Raw genomic sequence first — 15,032 nt, 5'->3', positions numbered from 1 at the left:
AGGGTGTCCGGAGCCACGGGCTGCCCGGGGTGTGATCACGGGCAGTGGTGGGCAACAATGGTCACCGAGGAGGGGAGTATTCCCCCGCAACGGAGTCGTCAGCACGGTCGATCGCCGGGTTCCCGGTGGCCGACCCGGCCCCGTAGGTCGCCGCCCTTCCCGGGCGGCGGCGGAAGAGACCTCCGACAGTCACCAGAGTGAGCGACAGCGGCACACCGGCCCCCGTGGGGGCGTACGGTGTGCCCGACGCCGCGTGTCTGCCGGAGGAATGAACGTTGGACGTGTCCGGATTGGTGTGGGCGGGGACGCTTGTCGCACTGACTGCGGTCCTGCTCGTCGACCTGTTGATCATCGGTCGGCGCCCGCACGAGCCGAGTGTGCGGGAGTCGAGCCTCTGGGTCGCCTTCTATGTGGGGCTCGCCCTGATCTTCGGCGCGGGTCTCTGGCTGACCTCCGGTGCCAGCGCGGCCGGCCAGTTCTACACCGGTTGGCTCACCGAGTACAGCCTCTCGGTGGACAACCTCTTCGTCTTCGTGATCATCATGGCCCGCTTCGGGGTGCCCCGGCAGTACCAGCAGAAGGTGCTGCTCGTCGGCATCGTGCTGGCGCTGGTGATGCGGGGCGGGTTCATCGCCGCGGGTGCCGCGCTGATCTCGCAGTTCTCCTGGGTCTTCTACATCTTCGGCGCGTTCCTGATCTACACGGCGGTGAACCTGGCCCGGCAGGGTGAGCCGGACGAGGACGAGTTCTCCGAGAACGTGCTGATCCGGTGGAGCCGTAAGGCGCTGCCGATCTCGAAGGACTACGACAGCGCGAAGCTCACCACCCGCGTGGACGGGCGACGGCTGTTCACCCCGATGCTGATCGTGATGATCGCGATCGGCACCACCGACCTGATCTTCGCACTGGATTCGATCCCGGCGATCTTCGGCATCACCCAGGAGCCGTACCTGGTCTTCACCGCCAACGTCTTCGCGCTGATGGGCCTTCGTCAGCTCTACTTCCTGCTCGGTGGCCTGCTCGACCGGCTGATCTACCTGAGCTACGGCCTGGCCGTGGTGCTCGGCTTCATCGGGGTCAAGCTGGTGCTGGAGGCGTTGGCCGACAACAACCTGCCGTTCATCAACGGTGGTGAGCACGTCGGCTGGGCGCCGCACATCCCGATCTGGTTGTCGCTGCTGGTCATCATCGGCACCTTGGGTGTCGCCACCGCCGCCAGCCTGATCAAGTCCTCCCGGGACCGGCGTCGCGAGTTGGCCGACGCCCGACGCTGACCGGTCACCGGCCGGGTGCGGACCCGCGCCCGGCCGGTTCCGGACGTGCTGGCCGGGCGCGCCGGGGTCCGGCCGCCGCCCGGCGACGTTGTCGCTCCGGCCGGTCCGCGCCGCTGTGGCCGCCCGACGAGCACCTGGACTCCGGCTCGGCTGGACCGGCACCCCGCCCTAGACCCGGTGCGCGCCCACCAGCGTCGCGGTCCGGTCGGCCGGCAGGGGTTCCTCGATGACCCGCCGCCGCCGGTAGCAGGCGTGCAGCATCCGGCGTTGCCCGCCGTCGCCGGGCGTCGCGGTGACGATGCCGATGTGATGGATCTTGCGGCCGGGTCGGGCGAAGAAGTAGAGGTCGCCGGGGCGTTCCGCGCCCAGCGGCACCGGGGTGGTGGCGGCGGCCTGGTCGTCGGCGTCACGGGGCAGCAGCACCCCGAACCGCCGCCAGGCCAGATGCACCAGCCCTGAGCAGTCGATGCCGTGTGCGGACAGACCGCCCCAGATGTAGACCACGTCCAGCAACCGCTGTGCCACCGCGAGCGCCTGCTCGGCGGTCGGCGCCGCAGCCGACGCCGGCACCAGGTGCTCGTCGGGCAGCCAGAGCGGCGCGGACCGGCCGGGGACGTGCACCGGCCGCCAGTCGTCGCGCACGGGGCCGGCCGGGGCGAGGCGGGTGCCGACGACGACGCCGGGCAGCGCCACCGGCCCGTTCGGGGCGGTGTGCAGCGCGGTGACGGTGGCGTCCACCACCAGCGGGTCGTCGGTGCTGGTGTGGGCCGGGTCGACTGTGGTCAGTTGGTCGGTGGGAAGCCAGCCCGGGTAACCGCGGGGGTCCAGCTTGGCCGCTGGTTGTTCGACGGCGACGACCCGCGCCCAGCCGTCCGGGCGCAGCTCGCTGACGAGGACCCGCTCGCCGAGCAGGAGTTGGCTCAGCACGCAGTCGCCGACCTGCTGGTCGGTGTCGAGTCCGGAGACCCAGGTCAGGATGTCGGCGCCGGCGGTCAGCGCGGGGCGGTCGACCGGGCGGACCGCCTCGGGGGAGGTCCACAGCGTCGCCACGGCGACCCGGACGAGGGCCTCGCGGCCCGGTTGCAGCTGCACGTCAACTCCCAGATCGCGTCGGCTGTCCCGGGGAAACCCTATGAAAGAAACCGACCACCATCAACCACGAGTCTGCACTTTTGCTTCAGTCAGGCCGGAGATGCCCAGGCCAGGGGCATCCGGCAGCACCACGCTCGCGCCGTCGTAGCGAAGGCCGCCCTGCACCGGTGACCAGGCCAGCCACCAGGCGGCGTCCAGGTCGGCGACCGCTGTGGTGCCGTACGCGGCCACCAGACTCGCCGCCGCCCCGATGCCGACCTGGCTCTCCATCATCGAGCCCACCACCGTGCCGAGATCGTGCGCGGTGGCCAGCTCGAGCAGGGTGCGCGCCGGGTGCAACCCACCGCACTTGGCCAGCTTGACGTTGACCAGGTCGGCCGCGCGGCGGCGGATCACCTCCACCAGGTCACGGACCCCGAACACCGCCTCGTCGGCCAGGATCGGCACGGACACCCGGTCACTGACCCAGGCCAGCCCATCCAGGTCCCAGCGGACCACCGGCTGCTCGACCAGTTCCACGTCGAGCCCCGCGTCCTCGATCCCGCGGATCACCCGGACCGCCTCCCGGGGCGTCCAGCCCTGGTTGGCGTCCAACCGGATCCGGACGCCGGGGCCGACGGCCGCCCGTACCGCTCGCACCCGGTCCAGGTCGCCGGCCGCGTCGGTGCCGACCTTCAACTTGAGCACACCGAAGCCGTCGGCCTGCCGCTGCCGCGCCGCGGCCGCCAGGTCCACCGCGTCGCCCGCCGCCAGCGTGACGTCCGTCGGGACCCGCAGCGAGGTGCCCCCGAGCAACCGCACCAGGGGTACGCCCAGCCGCCGCGCGGCGAGGTCGTGCAGGGCGACGTCGACAGCGGCCTTCGCCGCCTCGTTGCCGACCACCGCGCGCTGCACCTCGGCGCACCGGGCCACCAGGTCGTCCGGGTCACTGCCGATCAGCTGTGGGCCGAGCAACTCGCGGACGCACGCCTGTGCGCCGGCAACCGACGCGCCGGTGACCTGCCAGACCTGGGGGGCCTCGCCGAAGCCGGACCGGCCGTCGCTGTCGACGAGTTCGACGACCAGCGTGTCCACTGTGGTGGTACGCCGCAGGGCGGTGACGAACGGGGTGTGTAAGGGGGCGGAAACCCGGTGGGTGCGTACCGCCGAGATCGTCATGTGGGGCACTCTATATGCAGGTTCACGGCGGGAGGGGAGACCGGATGACCGGGCAGGGCTGGGAGCTGGTGGGTGCGCCGAACGCGCGTGACCTGGGCGGCCTCGTCGGCGCGGACGGGCGGCGGGTCCGGGTCGGCCAGTTGATCCGCACTCCGGCGCTGGGTCGGCTCACCGACGAGGACCTACCGGTGCTGGCGAAGCTGGGGCCGGCGTGCGTGCTGGATCTGCGCCACACCACGGAGATCTCGGTCGCCCCGGAGGACCGGCTCACCGGTGAGCCACGAATGGTGCGGCTGCCGGTGCACGATGCGGAGCACCCGGTCTTCACGTACGTCTCGGCGGTGCTGCTCGGCCACGACCTGAACGCGTACGCGGAGCTGGCCCGGCAGGGCACGGCCGGGGCGATGGCGGCGATCTACCGCTGGTTCGTCACGGGCGAGTCGGCGCGGGTCGGTTTCGCCGAGGCGGTACGCCTGGCGGCACGACCGGAGAACCTGCCGCTGCTCTACCACTGCTCGGCCGGCAAGGACCGCACCGGTTGGCTCACCGTCATCCTGTTGACGGCGCTCGGGGTGGACGAGGCGGCGATCCGTGCCGACTACCTGCGCAACAACGAGCTGACCGACAGCCTGCGGGCGGTGATCGTCGAGGCGATGCGGCGGCGGAACCCCGAGCTGGACGTGGACGCGGTGCTGCCCGTGCTGGAGGTCCGCGCCGAGTACCTCGACGCCGGTTACGCCGAGGTGCGTCGGGTGCACGGCTCGTTCGACGCGTACCTGCGAAACGGGCTGGGGCTCACCGGTTCCGACCTCACCGCGCTGCGGGCGCACCTGCTGGAGTAGGCGGTGTGCGGACGCGGGCGACGCTGCCGGTGACGATCAGCGCCTGGCCGGCGGCGTAGCTCGCCATGATCAGCACCGGCGCGCCGGGTGGTTGGGCCACCTCGGCCACCCCGGCGGCGATCAGCAGGTCGGAGCCGAGGAACAGGGCGGCGCCGAGACCGACCCGCCAGCCCCGGGTGGTGGCGGTGGCGGCCATGGCGGCCAGCGCGATCGCGTAGGCGGCCACCGGCACGGCCAGCCCTGCGTCGGTCAGGCCCGCCCACATCCAGGCCAGGGCGACGACGGTCAGCAGCGCGTACACCACTGGGACGGCGACCAGCGGCGGCCGGCGCAGCGCGGTCGCCGCGCCGTGGCGGGTGAAGGCCGCGAGGTAGCAGAGGTGCGTGCCGAGGAAGCAGGCCATGCCGGCGAGGAACCAGCCGGTGCCGTCGATCATGAGGGCGATGTCGCCGCCGGTGGCGAAGGCCAACGCGGCGAGCAGCAGCCGGTCCGGTCGGGCTCCGCGTTCGGCGCTGGCCCGCCACAGGTACGCGGCCAGCAGCGGCATCAGCAGCGGCTTGGTGAGCAGGAGGGCCGTGCCGCCGCCGGTGGCGTTGGCCAGCAGGTTCGCCGCGGTCGCGACGAGGAAGGCGATCAGCAGGGTGCGGCTGCGGGGCATCGGCGGCTCCGGGGTGGGGGTGCGAGCAGCCTAGCCGCAGTCGCCGGGTGTCGGTGCGGGCGCGGTGAGTGCCGGGTCAGAGGTGGTGGCGGGCGGCCCAGACCTGCGCCGAGATGTGCGCGAGCAGCAGGCAGGCGTCGTCCTCCACCCGGTCGTCGCCGTCGGCCAGGTCGGTGGTGGTGCAGACGGCGATCAGGTACGGCGGTGCGTCGTCGGGCAGGACCACGCCGGCGCCGTGGCGGACGCCGCGTACCCAACCGTTCTTGTGCGCGATGCGGGTGCCCTCGGGCAGGCCGGCGGCGAGGTCCTCGCGGTGTTCCTGGGCGAGGAGGACGTCCAGCATGGTGGCGCACGCGGCCGGTGAGGCGAGGTGGCCGGGGGTGGTGGCCCCGGTGGCCAGCGCGCCGAGCAGGGTGGCCAGGTCGGCGGCGGTGACCGAGTTGGTGATGCCGGCGTCGCGGGCGGCGAAGTCCTCGATGCCGCGTCCGGTGACGCTGGTGCGGGCGCCGGTCAGCGCCCAGACCTCGGCGACCGCGGGCAGCCCGACGTGTGCGAGGACGAGGTTGGTGGCGAGGTTGCTGGAGCGCACGATCATCCGGTCGGCCAGCCATCGCAGCGACGCGCTGCCGCCGAGGCGGTCCCAGACCGCGTCGTCGTTGTCGTAGGGCTGGGCGCAGGCGAAGCGGGGTGCGCCGGGTTGCGCGGACTCGAAGTCGTTGACGACCGGGACCGGGGCGTCCAGGTCCAGGGTGCCGGCTTCGGCGGCCCGGTGCAGTGCGGCGAGCACCGCCACCTTCATGGTGCTCGCGGCGTAGTGGGCGGCGTTCGCGTGGCGGGTCCACGTCGGCGGGGCGTCGAGGCGCCCCACGTACGCGGAGACGGTGCCGGGCACCCGGTCCAGGTGGGCGTCGAGATCATCCCAGGTCATGCCGGTGACCGTAGCGGATACGGGTGGGCGGGCTCGCGTACCCGTCGGGGGGAAAACGAACGGGCGCGCCGGCCGTAAGCGGCCGACGCGCCCGGTGTCGGGTGCGGGTGGGTCAGCTGGCGTGCTTGCGGCGGGCGGCGGCGCGGCCCCGCTGCTGCTGGTCGAGCACCACCTTGCGGATGCGCACCGCAGTCGGGGTGACCTCGACGCACTCGTCCTCGCGGCAGAACTCCAGGGCCTGCTCCAGGGAGAGCTTGCGCGGCGGGATCAGCTTCTCCGTCTCGTCGGAGGTCGACGCCCGCATGTTGGTGAGCTTCTTCTCCTTGGTGATGTTGACGTCCATGTCGTCGGAGCGGGAGTTCTCCCCGACGATCATGCCCTCGTACACCTCGGTGGTGGGCTCGACGAACAGTTGGCCGCGCTCCTGCAGGTTGATCATCGCGAAGGCGGTGACCACGCCGGACCGGTCGGCGACCAGCGAACCGTTGTTGCGGGTGCGCAGCTCGCCGAACCACGGCTCGTACGACTCGAAGACGTGGTGCAGGATGCCGGTGCCCCGGGTGTCGGTGAGGAACTCGGTGCGGAAGCCGATCAGGCCGCGCGCCGGCACCAGCCACTCCATCCGGATCCAGCCGGTGCCGTGGTTGACCAACTGCTCCATCCGGCCCTTGCGGGTGGCGAGGAGCTGGGTGATCGCGCCGAGGTATTCCTCGGGGGCGTCGATGGTCAGCCGCTCGACCGGCTCGCAGGTCTTGCCGTCGATCTCCCGGGTGACCACCTGCGGCTTGCCGACGGTCAGCTCGTAGCTCTCCCGGCGCATCTGCTCGACCAGGATGGCCAGCGCCAGCTCGCCGCGGCCCTGCACCTCCCAGGCGTCCGGCCGCTCGGTGGGCAGGACCCGCAGCGACACGTTGCCGATCAGTTCCTTGTCGAGGCGGTCCTTGACCATCCGGGCGGTGACCTTGGAGCCCTTGACCCTGCCGACCAGCGGCGAGGTGTTGGTGCCGATGGTCATCGAGATGGCCGGCTCGTCGACGGTGATCAGCGGCAGCGCCACCGGGTTCTCCACGTCGGCGAGGGTCTCACCGATCATGATCTCCGGGATGCCGGCGACGGCGATGATGTCGCCCGGGCCGGCGGTCTCGGCCGGCTTACGCTCCAGGCCCTCGGTCATCAGCATCTCGGAGATGCGGACCCGCTGGGTGCTGCCGTCGGTGCGGCACCAGGCCACCGTCTGACCCTTGCTGATGGTGCCCTGGCGGACCCGGCACAGCGCCAGCCGGCCCAGGAACGGCGACGCGTCGAGGTTGGTGACGTGCGCCTGCAGCGGGGCGTCGTCCTCGTACGCGGGAGCCGGGATGGTGTCCAGCAGGGTGCGGAACAGCGGCTCCAGGGAGTCGCTGTCGTCGGGCACCGAGCCGTCGGCCGGCTGGGTCAGCGAGGCGATGCCGTCGCGGGCGCACGCGTAGACGATCGGGAAGTCGATCTGCTCCTCGTCGGCGTCCAGGTCGAGGAAGAGTTCGTAGGTGTCGTCCACGACCTCCTTGATCCGGGCGTCCGGACGGTCCACCTTGTTGATCACGAGGATGATCGGCATCCGGGCCCGCAGGGCCTTGCGCAGCACGAAGCGGGTCTGCGGCAGCGGGCCCTCGCTGGCGTCGACGAGCAGCACCACACCGTCGACCATGGTCAGGCCGCGTTCCACCTCGCCGCCGAAGTCGGCGTGGCCGGGGGTGTCGATGATGTTGATGGTGACCGGGTCGGAGCCGTCCGCCGGCAGGTACCGCACGCCGGTGTTCTTGGCCAGGATCGTGATGCCCTTTTCCCGCTCCAGGTCCCCGGAGTCCATCACCCGCTCGGTGTTCTCGCCGCGTGCGCCGTACGCGCCGGCCTGCCGCAACATGGCATCGACCAGGGTGGTCTTGCCGTGGTCGACGTGAGCGATGATGGCGACGTTGCGGAGGTCGGTGCGAAGCTGCATACCCTCTATCCTTCCGCCTGCGCTCGCGCAGGCTGCGTCGGGGTCACCCCCAGGTGCCCCTGATCTATGGTGAAACCGCTGTGCCGGTGGTTCCCCCGGCTGGCATGCTGACTCCCGTGTCCCGGGGGCCTGAGTGCACGACCTGCTGACCTGGGTGCAGGGTCTGCCCACCCTGTGGATCTACCTGGTCGCCGCGCTGATCGTGGCGGGCGAGACCGCGGTGATCTTCGGCCTGCTCGTGCCGGGTGAGGCTACCCTGCTGCTCGTCGGCTTCCTCACCTACAACGGTACCTTGCGGCTCGGGCCGGCGTTGCTCGTGATGATCGTGGCGGCGGTTCTTGGCGATGGGCTGGCCTTTCGCGCCGGGCGGCGGTACGGCCCCCGGCTGCGGGCCGGGCTCGGTCACCGGGTCGGGCCGCAGCGGTGGGCCCGCGCCGACGCCATGCTCGCCCGCCTCGGCGGTCGGGGGGTGTTCGCCGCCCGGTGGGTAGCTTTCGCCCGCACCCTGGTGCCCCGGCTGGCCGGTGCGGCCGGCATGCCGTACCGGCGGTTCGTCCTGTGGAACCTGGCCGGGGTGGTGACCTGGGTGGGTGGCTCGGTGCTGCTCGGTCATCTCGCCGGTGAGTCGTACGACACGGTCTCCCGGCTGCTCGGCCGGGCCACCGGGGTGGCGTTCCTGCTGCTGGCCGGCCTGCTGGGGGTGGTGCTCGTCGGCCGGTGGCTGGGGCGTAACCCCGATCCGGTGCGTGCGCTGCTGTCCCGGGCGGGCGGGTTGCCCCCGGTGCGGTGGCTCACCGCCCGCTACGGGGTGCTGTTCTTCCTGGTGGCGATGCGGATCGGCCCGGCCTGGACGTTGCTGCTCAATCTGGCTGCCGGGCTGCTGCTGCTCTTCGCCGCCGGGCTCGCCATCGCCGGTGTGCTCGCGGTGGCGGTCCGCAACAGTGGGCTTGCCGCACTGGATGGCGCCATCGCCGGGTGGTTCGCCGCCCGACGTACCCCGGACGCCGCCGAGGCCACGCTGGTCGTGGTGTCGGTGGTGCGCGGGTCGGTGCTGATCCTGTTGGTGGCGCTGGTGGCGGCGGTGCTGGCGTGGCGCAACCGGCCCTGGCGGGCGGATCTGCTCAGCGTGGTCGGCACTGTCGGCGCGTTCGTGCCGCTGGTGGTGCTGGCCGTGGTGGCCGAGCTGACCGGCCCGGACGGGGGCGCCCCGGGCGGCGGGGAGGTGGCCCCGTTGTCGACCCAGAGCGCCGTGGTCGCGGCGAGCTTCTGCACCTTGGCCTGGTTGGTGTCGCGTAGCGCCCGCTGGCCGGTTGCCGTGGCCGCCTGGACGGCCGCCGCGGCGGGGGTGCTGGGGATCGGCGGCGCGCGGCTCTACCTCGGCCTGGACACGGCGAGCGGGGCTGCGGCGGCGGTGCTGCTCGGGGTGCTCTGGACCGTGGTGTTCGTGGTCGCCTGGGCGACCCGGGACCGGGCGGTGGGGGAGCGAACGCCACCGGTGGACCAGCCCCGGTCGCCGTCGCAGGGGCACCGCCGCCCGGTCGAGCCTTGTTAGGGTGCGGCGACGGTCACACCGGGGGAGGCAACGGGATGGTTCGACAGACACATCGGCTGGTCGGCGCGGCGCTCGCCGGGCTGTTGCTGAGCGCGTTGGTGGGCTGTGCCGGCAACGGGCAGAGCCCCGAGTCCCTTGCCGCGCCGGTCGCCGTCAGCGACGAGCCGACGGACTCCCCGTCCGACGAGGTCAGCGCGGAGGCGAGCCCGTCGGTGAGCGCGGTGGAGTCGATGGGCGCCGCGCCGAGTCGTAGCGCGACCCCGACGCCGAAGCCGTCGAAGAAGCCGACCCGTACGGCGCCGAAGCCGCGTCCGGTGGCGAAGCCGCCCATCGAGACCGAGGTCCCGCCGGCGCCACCGAAGCCGGCACCGACGTCCTGCAAGCCGACCTACAAGGGCACGAAGGCGTCGCGGTCCGAGGTGAAGGCGGCGCTGACCGACGCGGCCAACCGTCAGTACTGGCCGGTCTCGGCGCCGGACATCAAGATCCCGCTCACCCTGCTCAAGGCCACCGCGTGGCAGGAGAGCGGCTGGCAGTCCAACATCTACGCCTGCGACGGTGGGGTCGGGCTGATGCAGGTGATGCCGGACACCGCGAGCTGGATGAACCAGCGGTTCGAGAAGAGCTACGAGATCGACGCCTACCGGGACAACGCCTACCTCGGCGCCACCTATCTGGCCTGGGCGACGAAGTACATCGGCGACATGTACTTCGAGTCCGTCTACGAACTCGACCCGGCGCTGTGCACGAGTGAGCTGAATTCCTGCCTGCTCAACGCGGTCATCGCCGCGTACAACTTCGGGCACGGTGCGGTGGCGCAGGAGGGCAAGCCGTTGGCCATCCCCAACCCGTCGTACGTGCGCAACGTGCGGGCGTTGATGAACGAGTGCGTCTGCCTGGCGTACTGACGACGTCGGGGCCGTGCCGGACCCGGCACGGCCCCGACGCTCCGGTCAGTCGTGTGCGGCGACCGGCTCCGGCGACGGCGCGGTGCCCTGCGCCTGGTCCTTCCTGATCCGGCCGGGCCACCAGAAGCGGTCGCCGAGCAGGAACGCCAGCGCCGGCACCAGGACCGTGCGGACCAGCAGGGTGTCGAGCAGGACGCCGATGCAGACGATGATGCCGATCTGGGTCAGGGTGATCAGCGGCAGCACGCCGAGCACGGCGAAGACCGCGGCGAGCAGCACCCCGGCGCTGGTGATCACGCCGCCGGTGACCCGCAGGGCGGAGAGCATCCCGGCGCGGGTGCCGGCGCTGCGGGCGTCCTCCCGGGCCCGGGTGACCAGGAAGATGTTGTAGTCCACCCCGAGCGCCACCAGGAACACGAAGGCGAGCAGCAGCACCCCGCTGTCCAGGGCGGGGAAGCCCAGCACGTGGTCGAAGAGCAGCCAGGCCGCGCCCAGGCTGGCGAAGAACGACGCGATCACGGTGAGCACCAGCAGCAGCGGTGCGAGCAGGCCGCGCAGCAGGAGTACGAGCACACCGCCGACCAGCAGCAGGATGATCGGCAGGATGAGTCGCAGGTCCCGGTCGTTGGCCTCGTCGGAGTCGTAGGTGGCGGCCACGGAGCCACCGACGATTGCCCCGGACGGGGTCTCGCCGCCGACGGTGGCCGGCGGCGCGGAGTCGGGAACGGCGGCGACGGCCTCGCGCAGCGCCTCGATCGCCCGGTCCGAGGCGGTGGTGCCGGGTTCGGCGTCGAGGACCACGTCGACCTGGGCGACAGCGTCGCCCGCGTCGCCGGGGCGTGCCGAGGCGACACCGGGTACCGCGCTGGCGGCGTCGGTGACCGCCCGCACCGCCGCCGGGGTGGTGATCACGGCGACGGGTTGGGTGCTGCCGGCGGGGAAGGCCCTCGCCAGGGTCTGCGCCCCGGTCACCGCTTCGGGTTCGGCCCGGAACTGTTCGGTCTCGGACAGGCCGGTACGGATGCCGAGCCCACCCAGCGCCAACGCGCCGAGCAGCACGGTGGCCAGGGTGGCGACCACCACCGGGCGGCGCTCCACGGCCGCGCCGAGCCGACCCCAGAGCCGACCCTCGCGCGCCGGACCGCCGACGCGGGGGACGAACGGCCAGAACAGTCCACGACCGAAGAGCACCAGCACGGCGGGGAGCACGAACAGGGCCGAGAGCATGGCGAAGACCACACCGGTGGCGCAGGCCACCGCCAGTGCCCGGTTGGTCTCCTGTTCGCTGAGCAGCAGGGTGAGGACGCCGAGCACGACGGTGCCACCGCTGGCGAGGATGGGTTCCGCGGTGCGGCGCAGCGCGGCGCGCATCGCCGCGAACCGGTCCTCCTCGCGGCGCAACTCCTCCCGATAGCGGGCGATGAGCAGCAGCGCGTAGTCGGTGGCGGCGCCGAAGACCAGCACGCTGGCGATGCCGGTGACCTGGCCCTGCTGGAGGTTGATGCCGACACCCGGCACGATGACGTCCACCGCGCGCAGGGTGAGCTGCTCGGTCGCGGCGACCACGACCAGCGGCACGATCCACAGGAACGGGCTGCGGTAGGTGATCAGCAGCAGCACCGCGACCACGGCGGCGGTCACCGCGAGCAGGGTGATGTCGGCGCCGTCGAACACCGAGGACAGGTCGGCGGTGAACGCCGGTGAACCGGTCACGTCGACGGTCAGCCCGTCGGGCAGGTCCGCCAGTGCGGCGCGTACCTGGTCGACCTGTCCGACGACGTCGTCCTGACCGCCGGCGATGCTGAGCGGCACGGCGACCAGTGCCACGGTGCCGTCCGGGGAGACCTGCGGTGGGCTGACCTGCCCGCCCACCGCCAGGCGACCCAGGTCGCCGGCGCGGGCGGTGACGGCGCCCCGGTCGGCCTCGGTCAGCGCGCCCCCGTCGTCGCGGCTGACCACCGCGATGGCCGGCTGGACCTCGCTGGACGGGAGCTGGTCCTGCAGTCGTTCCACCTGGGTCGACTGCCACTGCGCGGAGAGGCCGCTGGCGGAGACCGGCGCCGGGTTGTCCGGCTGGGGTAACCCGAAGACGGCCGCGCCGACGACGATCGCGGCGGCCACGGTGAGCCAGGCGGCCAACCGGCCGCGGGCGACTCTGGTGAAGACGGACATCAGCTGACCCCAAATTATTTCGAGTGCCAAGTATCTCGACTATCGAGATTATCGGCGGCTGTTCTATGCTGCAACCCGAGAGACGACGACGGGGAGAAGCGGCACGCGGTGGCGACTCACGGCATGTACCGGCGGCGCGAGACGCGCCGCGAACAGCTGGTCGCGGAGATCACCAACAACCTGCGGCGGTACGCGGTGGACGCCCAACAGGTGAGCCACGCCTTCGCCAACCTGCACGGCCTCAACCCGACCGACCTGAACGCCCTGCTCGCGGTGATGGACGCGGAGCTGCTGGGTGACCCGATCACACCCGGCCGCCTCGGCGAACAGCTCAACCTCTCCTCCGGCTCGGTGACCGCCCTGATCGACCGGCTGGAGCGGGCCGGCCACATCCGCCGGGACCGCGACACCGTCGACCGCCGCAAGGTCCTGCTGCACTACGCCCAGCAGGGGATGACCCTGGCCAGGGAGTTCTTCCGACCGCTGGGCGAACGCACCGACACGGTGATGGACCGCTTCAGCGAGGACGAGCTGGAGGTGGTGCACCGGTTCATGGCGGAGATGAGCGAGTCGCTGCGGACGCACCGCGACGCGGTACGCGCCGCCCGTCCCGAGCCGCCCCGCCGCCCGACGGGCTGACCGTGCCGGACCGGCTCGTCACCCGCCTCGCCAGCGCCGCGCTGCGGCTGCCACCGACCCGCCCCGGCCCGGTGCGGGTCACCCGTGACCTGCCGGTGCGCACCCGCGACGGCGTGGTGCTGCGCACCGACCACTACGACCCGGGCCACCACGGCGCGCCAACCGTGCTGATCCGCACCCCCTACGGGCGGGGCGGACCGCTGCGGCTGCTCGGTCGGCTGCTCGCCGCACGGGGCCGACACGCGGTGATCCAGTCGTGCCGGGGCACCGGCGGGTCCGGTGGGACGTTCGCCCCGCTGGTGCACGAGCGCGACGACGGCGCGGACACCCTGGACTGGCTGCGTCGCCAACAGTGGTGGTCCGGTCAACTCGGCATGTTCGGGGTCAGCTACCAGGGCTTCGCGCAGTGGGCGCTGGCCGCCGACGCCGGCGACGAGCTGCGCGCGATGGTCGCGGTGGTGACCGCCTCGGCCACCCGGGACTCGACGTACGCGGGGGAGTCCTTCGCCCTGGACACCGTGCTCACCTGGGCGGAGCTGCTGCACGCGCAGACCGTGCCGTGGCTGGCCCGGCAGTGGGAGCTCAAACGCGGGCAGCCCCGGCTGGCCGCCGCGCTGGCGCACCTCCCCCTGGCCGACGCCGACCGGGTGGCCACCGGTGTGCGAATCGCATTCTTCCAGGAGTGGCTGCGCCACCACACCCCGCAGGCCGCGTACTGGCGGACCCGGGTCTTCGCCGACCAGGTCGCCAAGGTGCGGGCGCCGGTGGTGATGGTCACCGGCTGGCACGACATCTTCCTGCCCGCCCAGCTCGACGACCACGCCGTGCTGCGCGCCGCCGGCACACCGTCGCGGCTGGTGATCGGCCCGTGGACGCACGGCAGCCCCGGACTGTTCGTGGCCGCGCTGCGCGAGGGGTTGGCCTGGCTCGACGAACACCTGCCGCACGCGCCTCGACCGGATGGACGGGCGCGGCCCGAGGTGGCGCCCGTCCGGCTGTACGTCAGCGGCGCCGGCGGCGGGTGGCGGGACCTGCCGGACTGGCCACCACCGGCGGTCGAGACCGCCTGGCACCTGCAACCCGGTGGCGAGCTGGCGGCGCGCCCACCGGTCGCGTCGACACCGGACCGGTTCCGCTACGACCCCGCCGATCCCACCCCGTCGTTGGGCGGGCCGCTGCTCGTCGCCCAGCGCGCCGGCCCGGTGGACAACCGGCCCGTCGAGGCCCGCCCCGACGTACTGACCTACACCAGCGCCCCGCTGACCGGCCCGGTCGAGGTGATCGGCCCGGTCCGCGCCGAGATCCACGTGCGCAGTGACCTGCCCTACCTGGACGTCTTCGTTCGGCTCTGCGACGTGGACCGCAAGGGTCGTTCGTGGAACGTGTGCGACGGTCTGGTGCGGGTCACCCCCGAGCGCTTCCCGGCAGACTCCACCGGGGCGCTGCGGGTTCCGGTGCCGCTGTGGCCGACGGCGTACCGGTTCGCCGCCGGGCACCGACTGCGGGTGCAGGTCTCCGGTGGCGCCCATCCACGGTGGGCCCGCAACCCCGGGACCGGGGAACCGCTCGGCACGGCGGTGACGCTGCGTGCCGGCTGGCGGCAGATTCTGCACGACCCGGATCACCCCTCGGCGGTGGTGCTGCCGATCGTCCACTCTGCTCCACCGCAACCTCCAATCTGAACAGACCCCTCGTGAGCTGGTCGTTTGCCGAAAACGCGGGCTATGGTGGAGTCAACGCCCGGCGCCGTGCACCAGTAGGCCGGGCTCGCCCGAAGCCCAGCACCGCGTACGCGGTGTGACGTCGTGCCCGGTCCTCGCCTCTCGAA

General features: G+C 72.5%; 12 protein-coding genes. 6 read left to right on the top strand and 6 right to left on the bottom strand.

The window, feature by feature from the left end; all coding sequences use genetic code 11:
- Positions 1-275 precede the first annotated feature (275 nt).
- Positions 276-1,274, top strand: a complete 999-nt coding sequence (locus tag QSK15_RS16915; RefSeq protein WP_030338009.1) for a TerC family protein — start codon at positions 276-278, stop codon at positions 1,272-1,274.
- Positions 1,275-1,442: 168 nt separating this feature from the next.
- On the opposite strand, the gene QSK15_RS16910 is transcribed toward QSK15_RS16915, so the two are convergent.
- Together QSK15_RS16910 and QSK15_RS16905 are read right to left on the bottom strand one after the other, a co-directional pair.
- Complete coding sequence (locus QSK15_RS16910; RefSeq protein ID WP_285795170.1) at positions 1,443-2,366, bottom strand: C40 family peptidase; 924 nt, start codon at positions 2,364-2,366, stop codon at positions 1,443-1,445.
- A 60-nt stretch (positions 2,367-2,426) separates the two neighbouring features.
- Positions 2,427-3,524 carry a mandelate racemase/muconate lactonizing enzyme family protein gene (locus QSK15_RS16905; protein WP_285795169.1) on the bottom strand — a complete coding sequence of 366 codons (1,098 nt, stop codon included), beginning with the start codon at positions 3,522-3,524 and terminating at the stop codon, positions 2,427-2,429.
- Between the two features lie 44 nt (positions 3,525-3,568).
- Here QSK15_RS16905 and QSK15_RS16900 point away from each other — a divergent pair, with 44 nt between their 5' ends.
- Positions 3,569-4,366: a tyrosine-protein phosphatase gene (locus tag QSK15_RS16900; RefSeq protein ID WP_285795168.1), complete on the top strand. Its 798-nt coding sequence runs from the start codon at positions 3,569-3,571 to the stop codon at positions 4,364-4,366.
- On the opposite strand, the gene QSK15_RS16895 is transcribed toward QSK15_RS16900, so the two are convergent.
- The 3 genes from QSK15_RS16895 to typA all read right to left on the bottom strand — a co-directional run bounded on the left by QSK15_RS16895 (position 4,335) and on the right by typA (position 7,933).
- The gene (locus QSK15_RS16895) at positions 4,335-5,024 is read right to left on the bottom strand and encodes a lysoplasmalogenase family protein (RefSeq protein WP_285795167.1); all 690 of its coding nucleotides are present in this window, start codon (positions 5,022-5,024) and stop codon (positions 4,335-4,337) included. The two genes, QSK15_RS16900 and QSK15_RS16895, sit on opposite strands and share 32 nt — an antisense overlap.
- Positions 5,025-5,100: 76 nt before the next feature.
- On the bottom strand, positions 5,101-5,952 hold the full coding sequence (locus tag QSK15_RS16890) for a serine hydrolase (protein WP_285795166.1): 852 nt from the start codon (positions 5,950-5,952) through the stop codon (positions 5,101-5,103).
- Positions 5,953-6,064: 112 nt separating this feature from the next.
- On the bottom strand, positions 6,065-7,933 hold the full coding sequence (gene typA / locus QSK15_RS16885) for a translational GTPase TypA (RefSeq protein WP_279518014.1): 1,869 nt from the start codon (positions 7,931-7,933) through the stop codon (positions 6,065-6,067).
- 133 nt (positions 7,934-8,066) lie between these two features.
- On the opposite strand from typA, the gene QSK15_RS16880 reads away from it, so the two are divergent.
- Together QSK15_RS16880 and QSK15_RS16875 are read left to right on the top strand one after the other, a co-directional pair.
- A complete protein-coding gene (locus QSK15_RS16880; protein WP_285795165.1) occupies positions 8,067-9,485 on the top strand; it encodes a DedA family protein in 1,419 nt (472 codons plus the stop codon).
- A 35-nt stretch (positions 9,486-9,520) separates the two neighbouring features.
- Positions 9,521-10,393, top strand: a complete 873-nt coding sequence (locus QSK15_RS16875) for a lytic transglycosylase domain-containing protein (RefSeq protein WP_285795164.1) — start codon at positions 9,521-9,523, stop codon at positions 10,391-10,393.
- 45 nt (positions 10,394-10,438) lie between these two features.
- On the opposite strand, the gene QSK15_RS16870 is transcribed toward QSK15_RS16875, so the two are convergent.
- A complete protein-coding gene (locus QSK15_RS16870; protein ID WP_285795163.1) occupies positions 10,439-12,565 on the bottom strand; it encodes an MMPL family transporter in 2,127 nt (708 codons plus the stop codon).
- Between the two features lie 123 nt (positions 12,566-12,688).
- Here QSK15_RS16870 and QSK15_RS16865 point away from each other — a divergent pair, with 123 nt between their 5' ends.
- Complete coding sequence (locus QSK15_RS16865; RefSeq protein WP_285795639.1) at positions 12,689-13,204, top strand: MarR family winged helix-turn-helix transcriptional regulator; 516 nt, start codon at positions 12,689-12,691, stop codon at positions 13,202-13,204.
- 2 nt (positions 13,205-13,206) lie between these two features.
- A complete protein-coding gene (locus QSK15_RS16860) occupies positions 13,207-14,886 on the top strand; it encodes a CocE/NonD family hydrolase (RefSeq protein ID WP_285795162.1) in 1,680 nt (559 codons plus the stop codon).
- The last annotated feature ends 146 nt before the right edge of the window (positions 14,887-15,032 follow it).

It is taken from the genome of Micromonospora sp. NBRC 107095 (assembly GCF_030269705.1).
GTDB lineage: Bacteria > Actinomycetota > Actinomycetes > Mycobacteriales > Micromonosporaceae > Micromonospora > Micromonospora parva.
This window is presented reverse-complemented; position numbering and strand designations above follow the sequence as displayed.

Excerpts from the sequence above, each read along its gene's own strand:
- QSK15_RS16905 (WP_285795169.1), bottom strand. The coding sequence starts at position 3,524 with ATGACGATCTCGGCGGTACGCACCCACCGGGTTTCCGCCCCCTTACAC.
- QSK15_RS16900 (WP_285795168.1), top strand. The coding sequence starts at position 3,569 with ATGACCGGGCAGGGCTGGGAGCTGGTGGGTGCGCCGAACGCGCGTGAC.
- QSK15_RS16895 (WP_285795167.1), bottom strand. The coding sequence starts at position 5,024 with ATGCCCCGCAGCCGCACCCTGCTGATCGCCTTCCTCGTCGCGACCGCG.
- QSK15_RS16890 (WP_285795166.1), bottom strand. The coding sequence starts at position 5,952 with ATGACCTGGGATGATCTCGACGCCCACCTGGACCGGGTGCCCGGCACC.
- typA (WP_279518014.1), bottom strand. The coding sequence starts at position 7,933 with ATGCAGCTTCGCACCGACCTCCGCAACGTCGCCATCATCGCTCACGTC.
- QSK15_RS16875 (WP_285795164.1), top strand. The coding sequence starts at position 9,521 with ATGGTTCGACAGACACATCGGCTGGTCGGCGCGGCGCTCGCCGGGCTG.
- QSK15_RS16870 (WP_285795163.1), bottom strand. The coding sequence starts at position 12,565 with ATGTCCGTCTTCACCAGAGTCGCCCGCGGCCGGTTGGCCGCCTGGCTC.
- QSK15_RS16865 (WP_285795639.1), top strand. The coding sequence starts at position 12,689 with ATGTACCGGCGGCGCGAGACGCGCCGCGAACAGCTGGTCGCGGAGATC.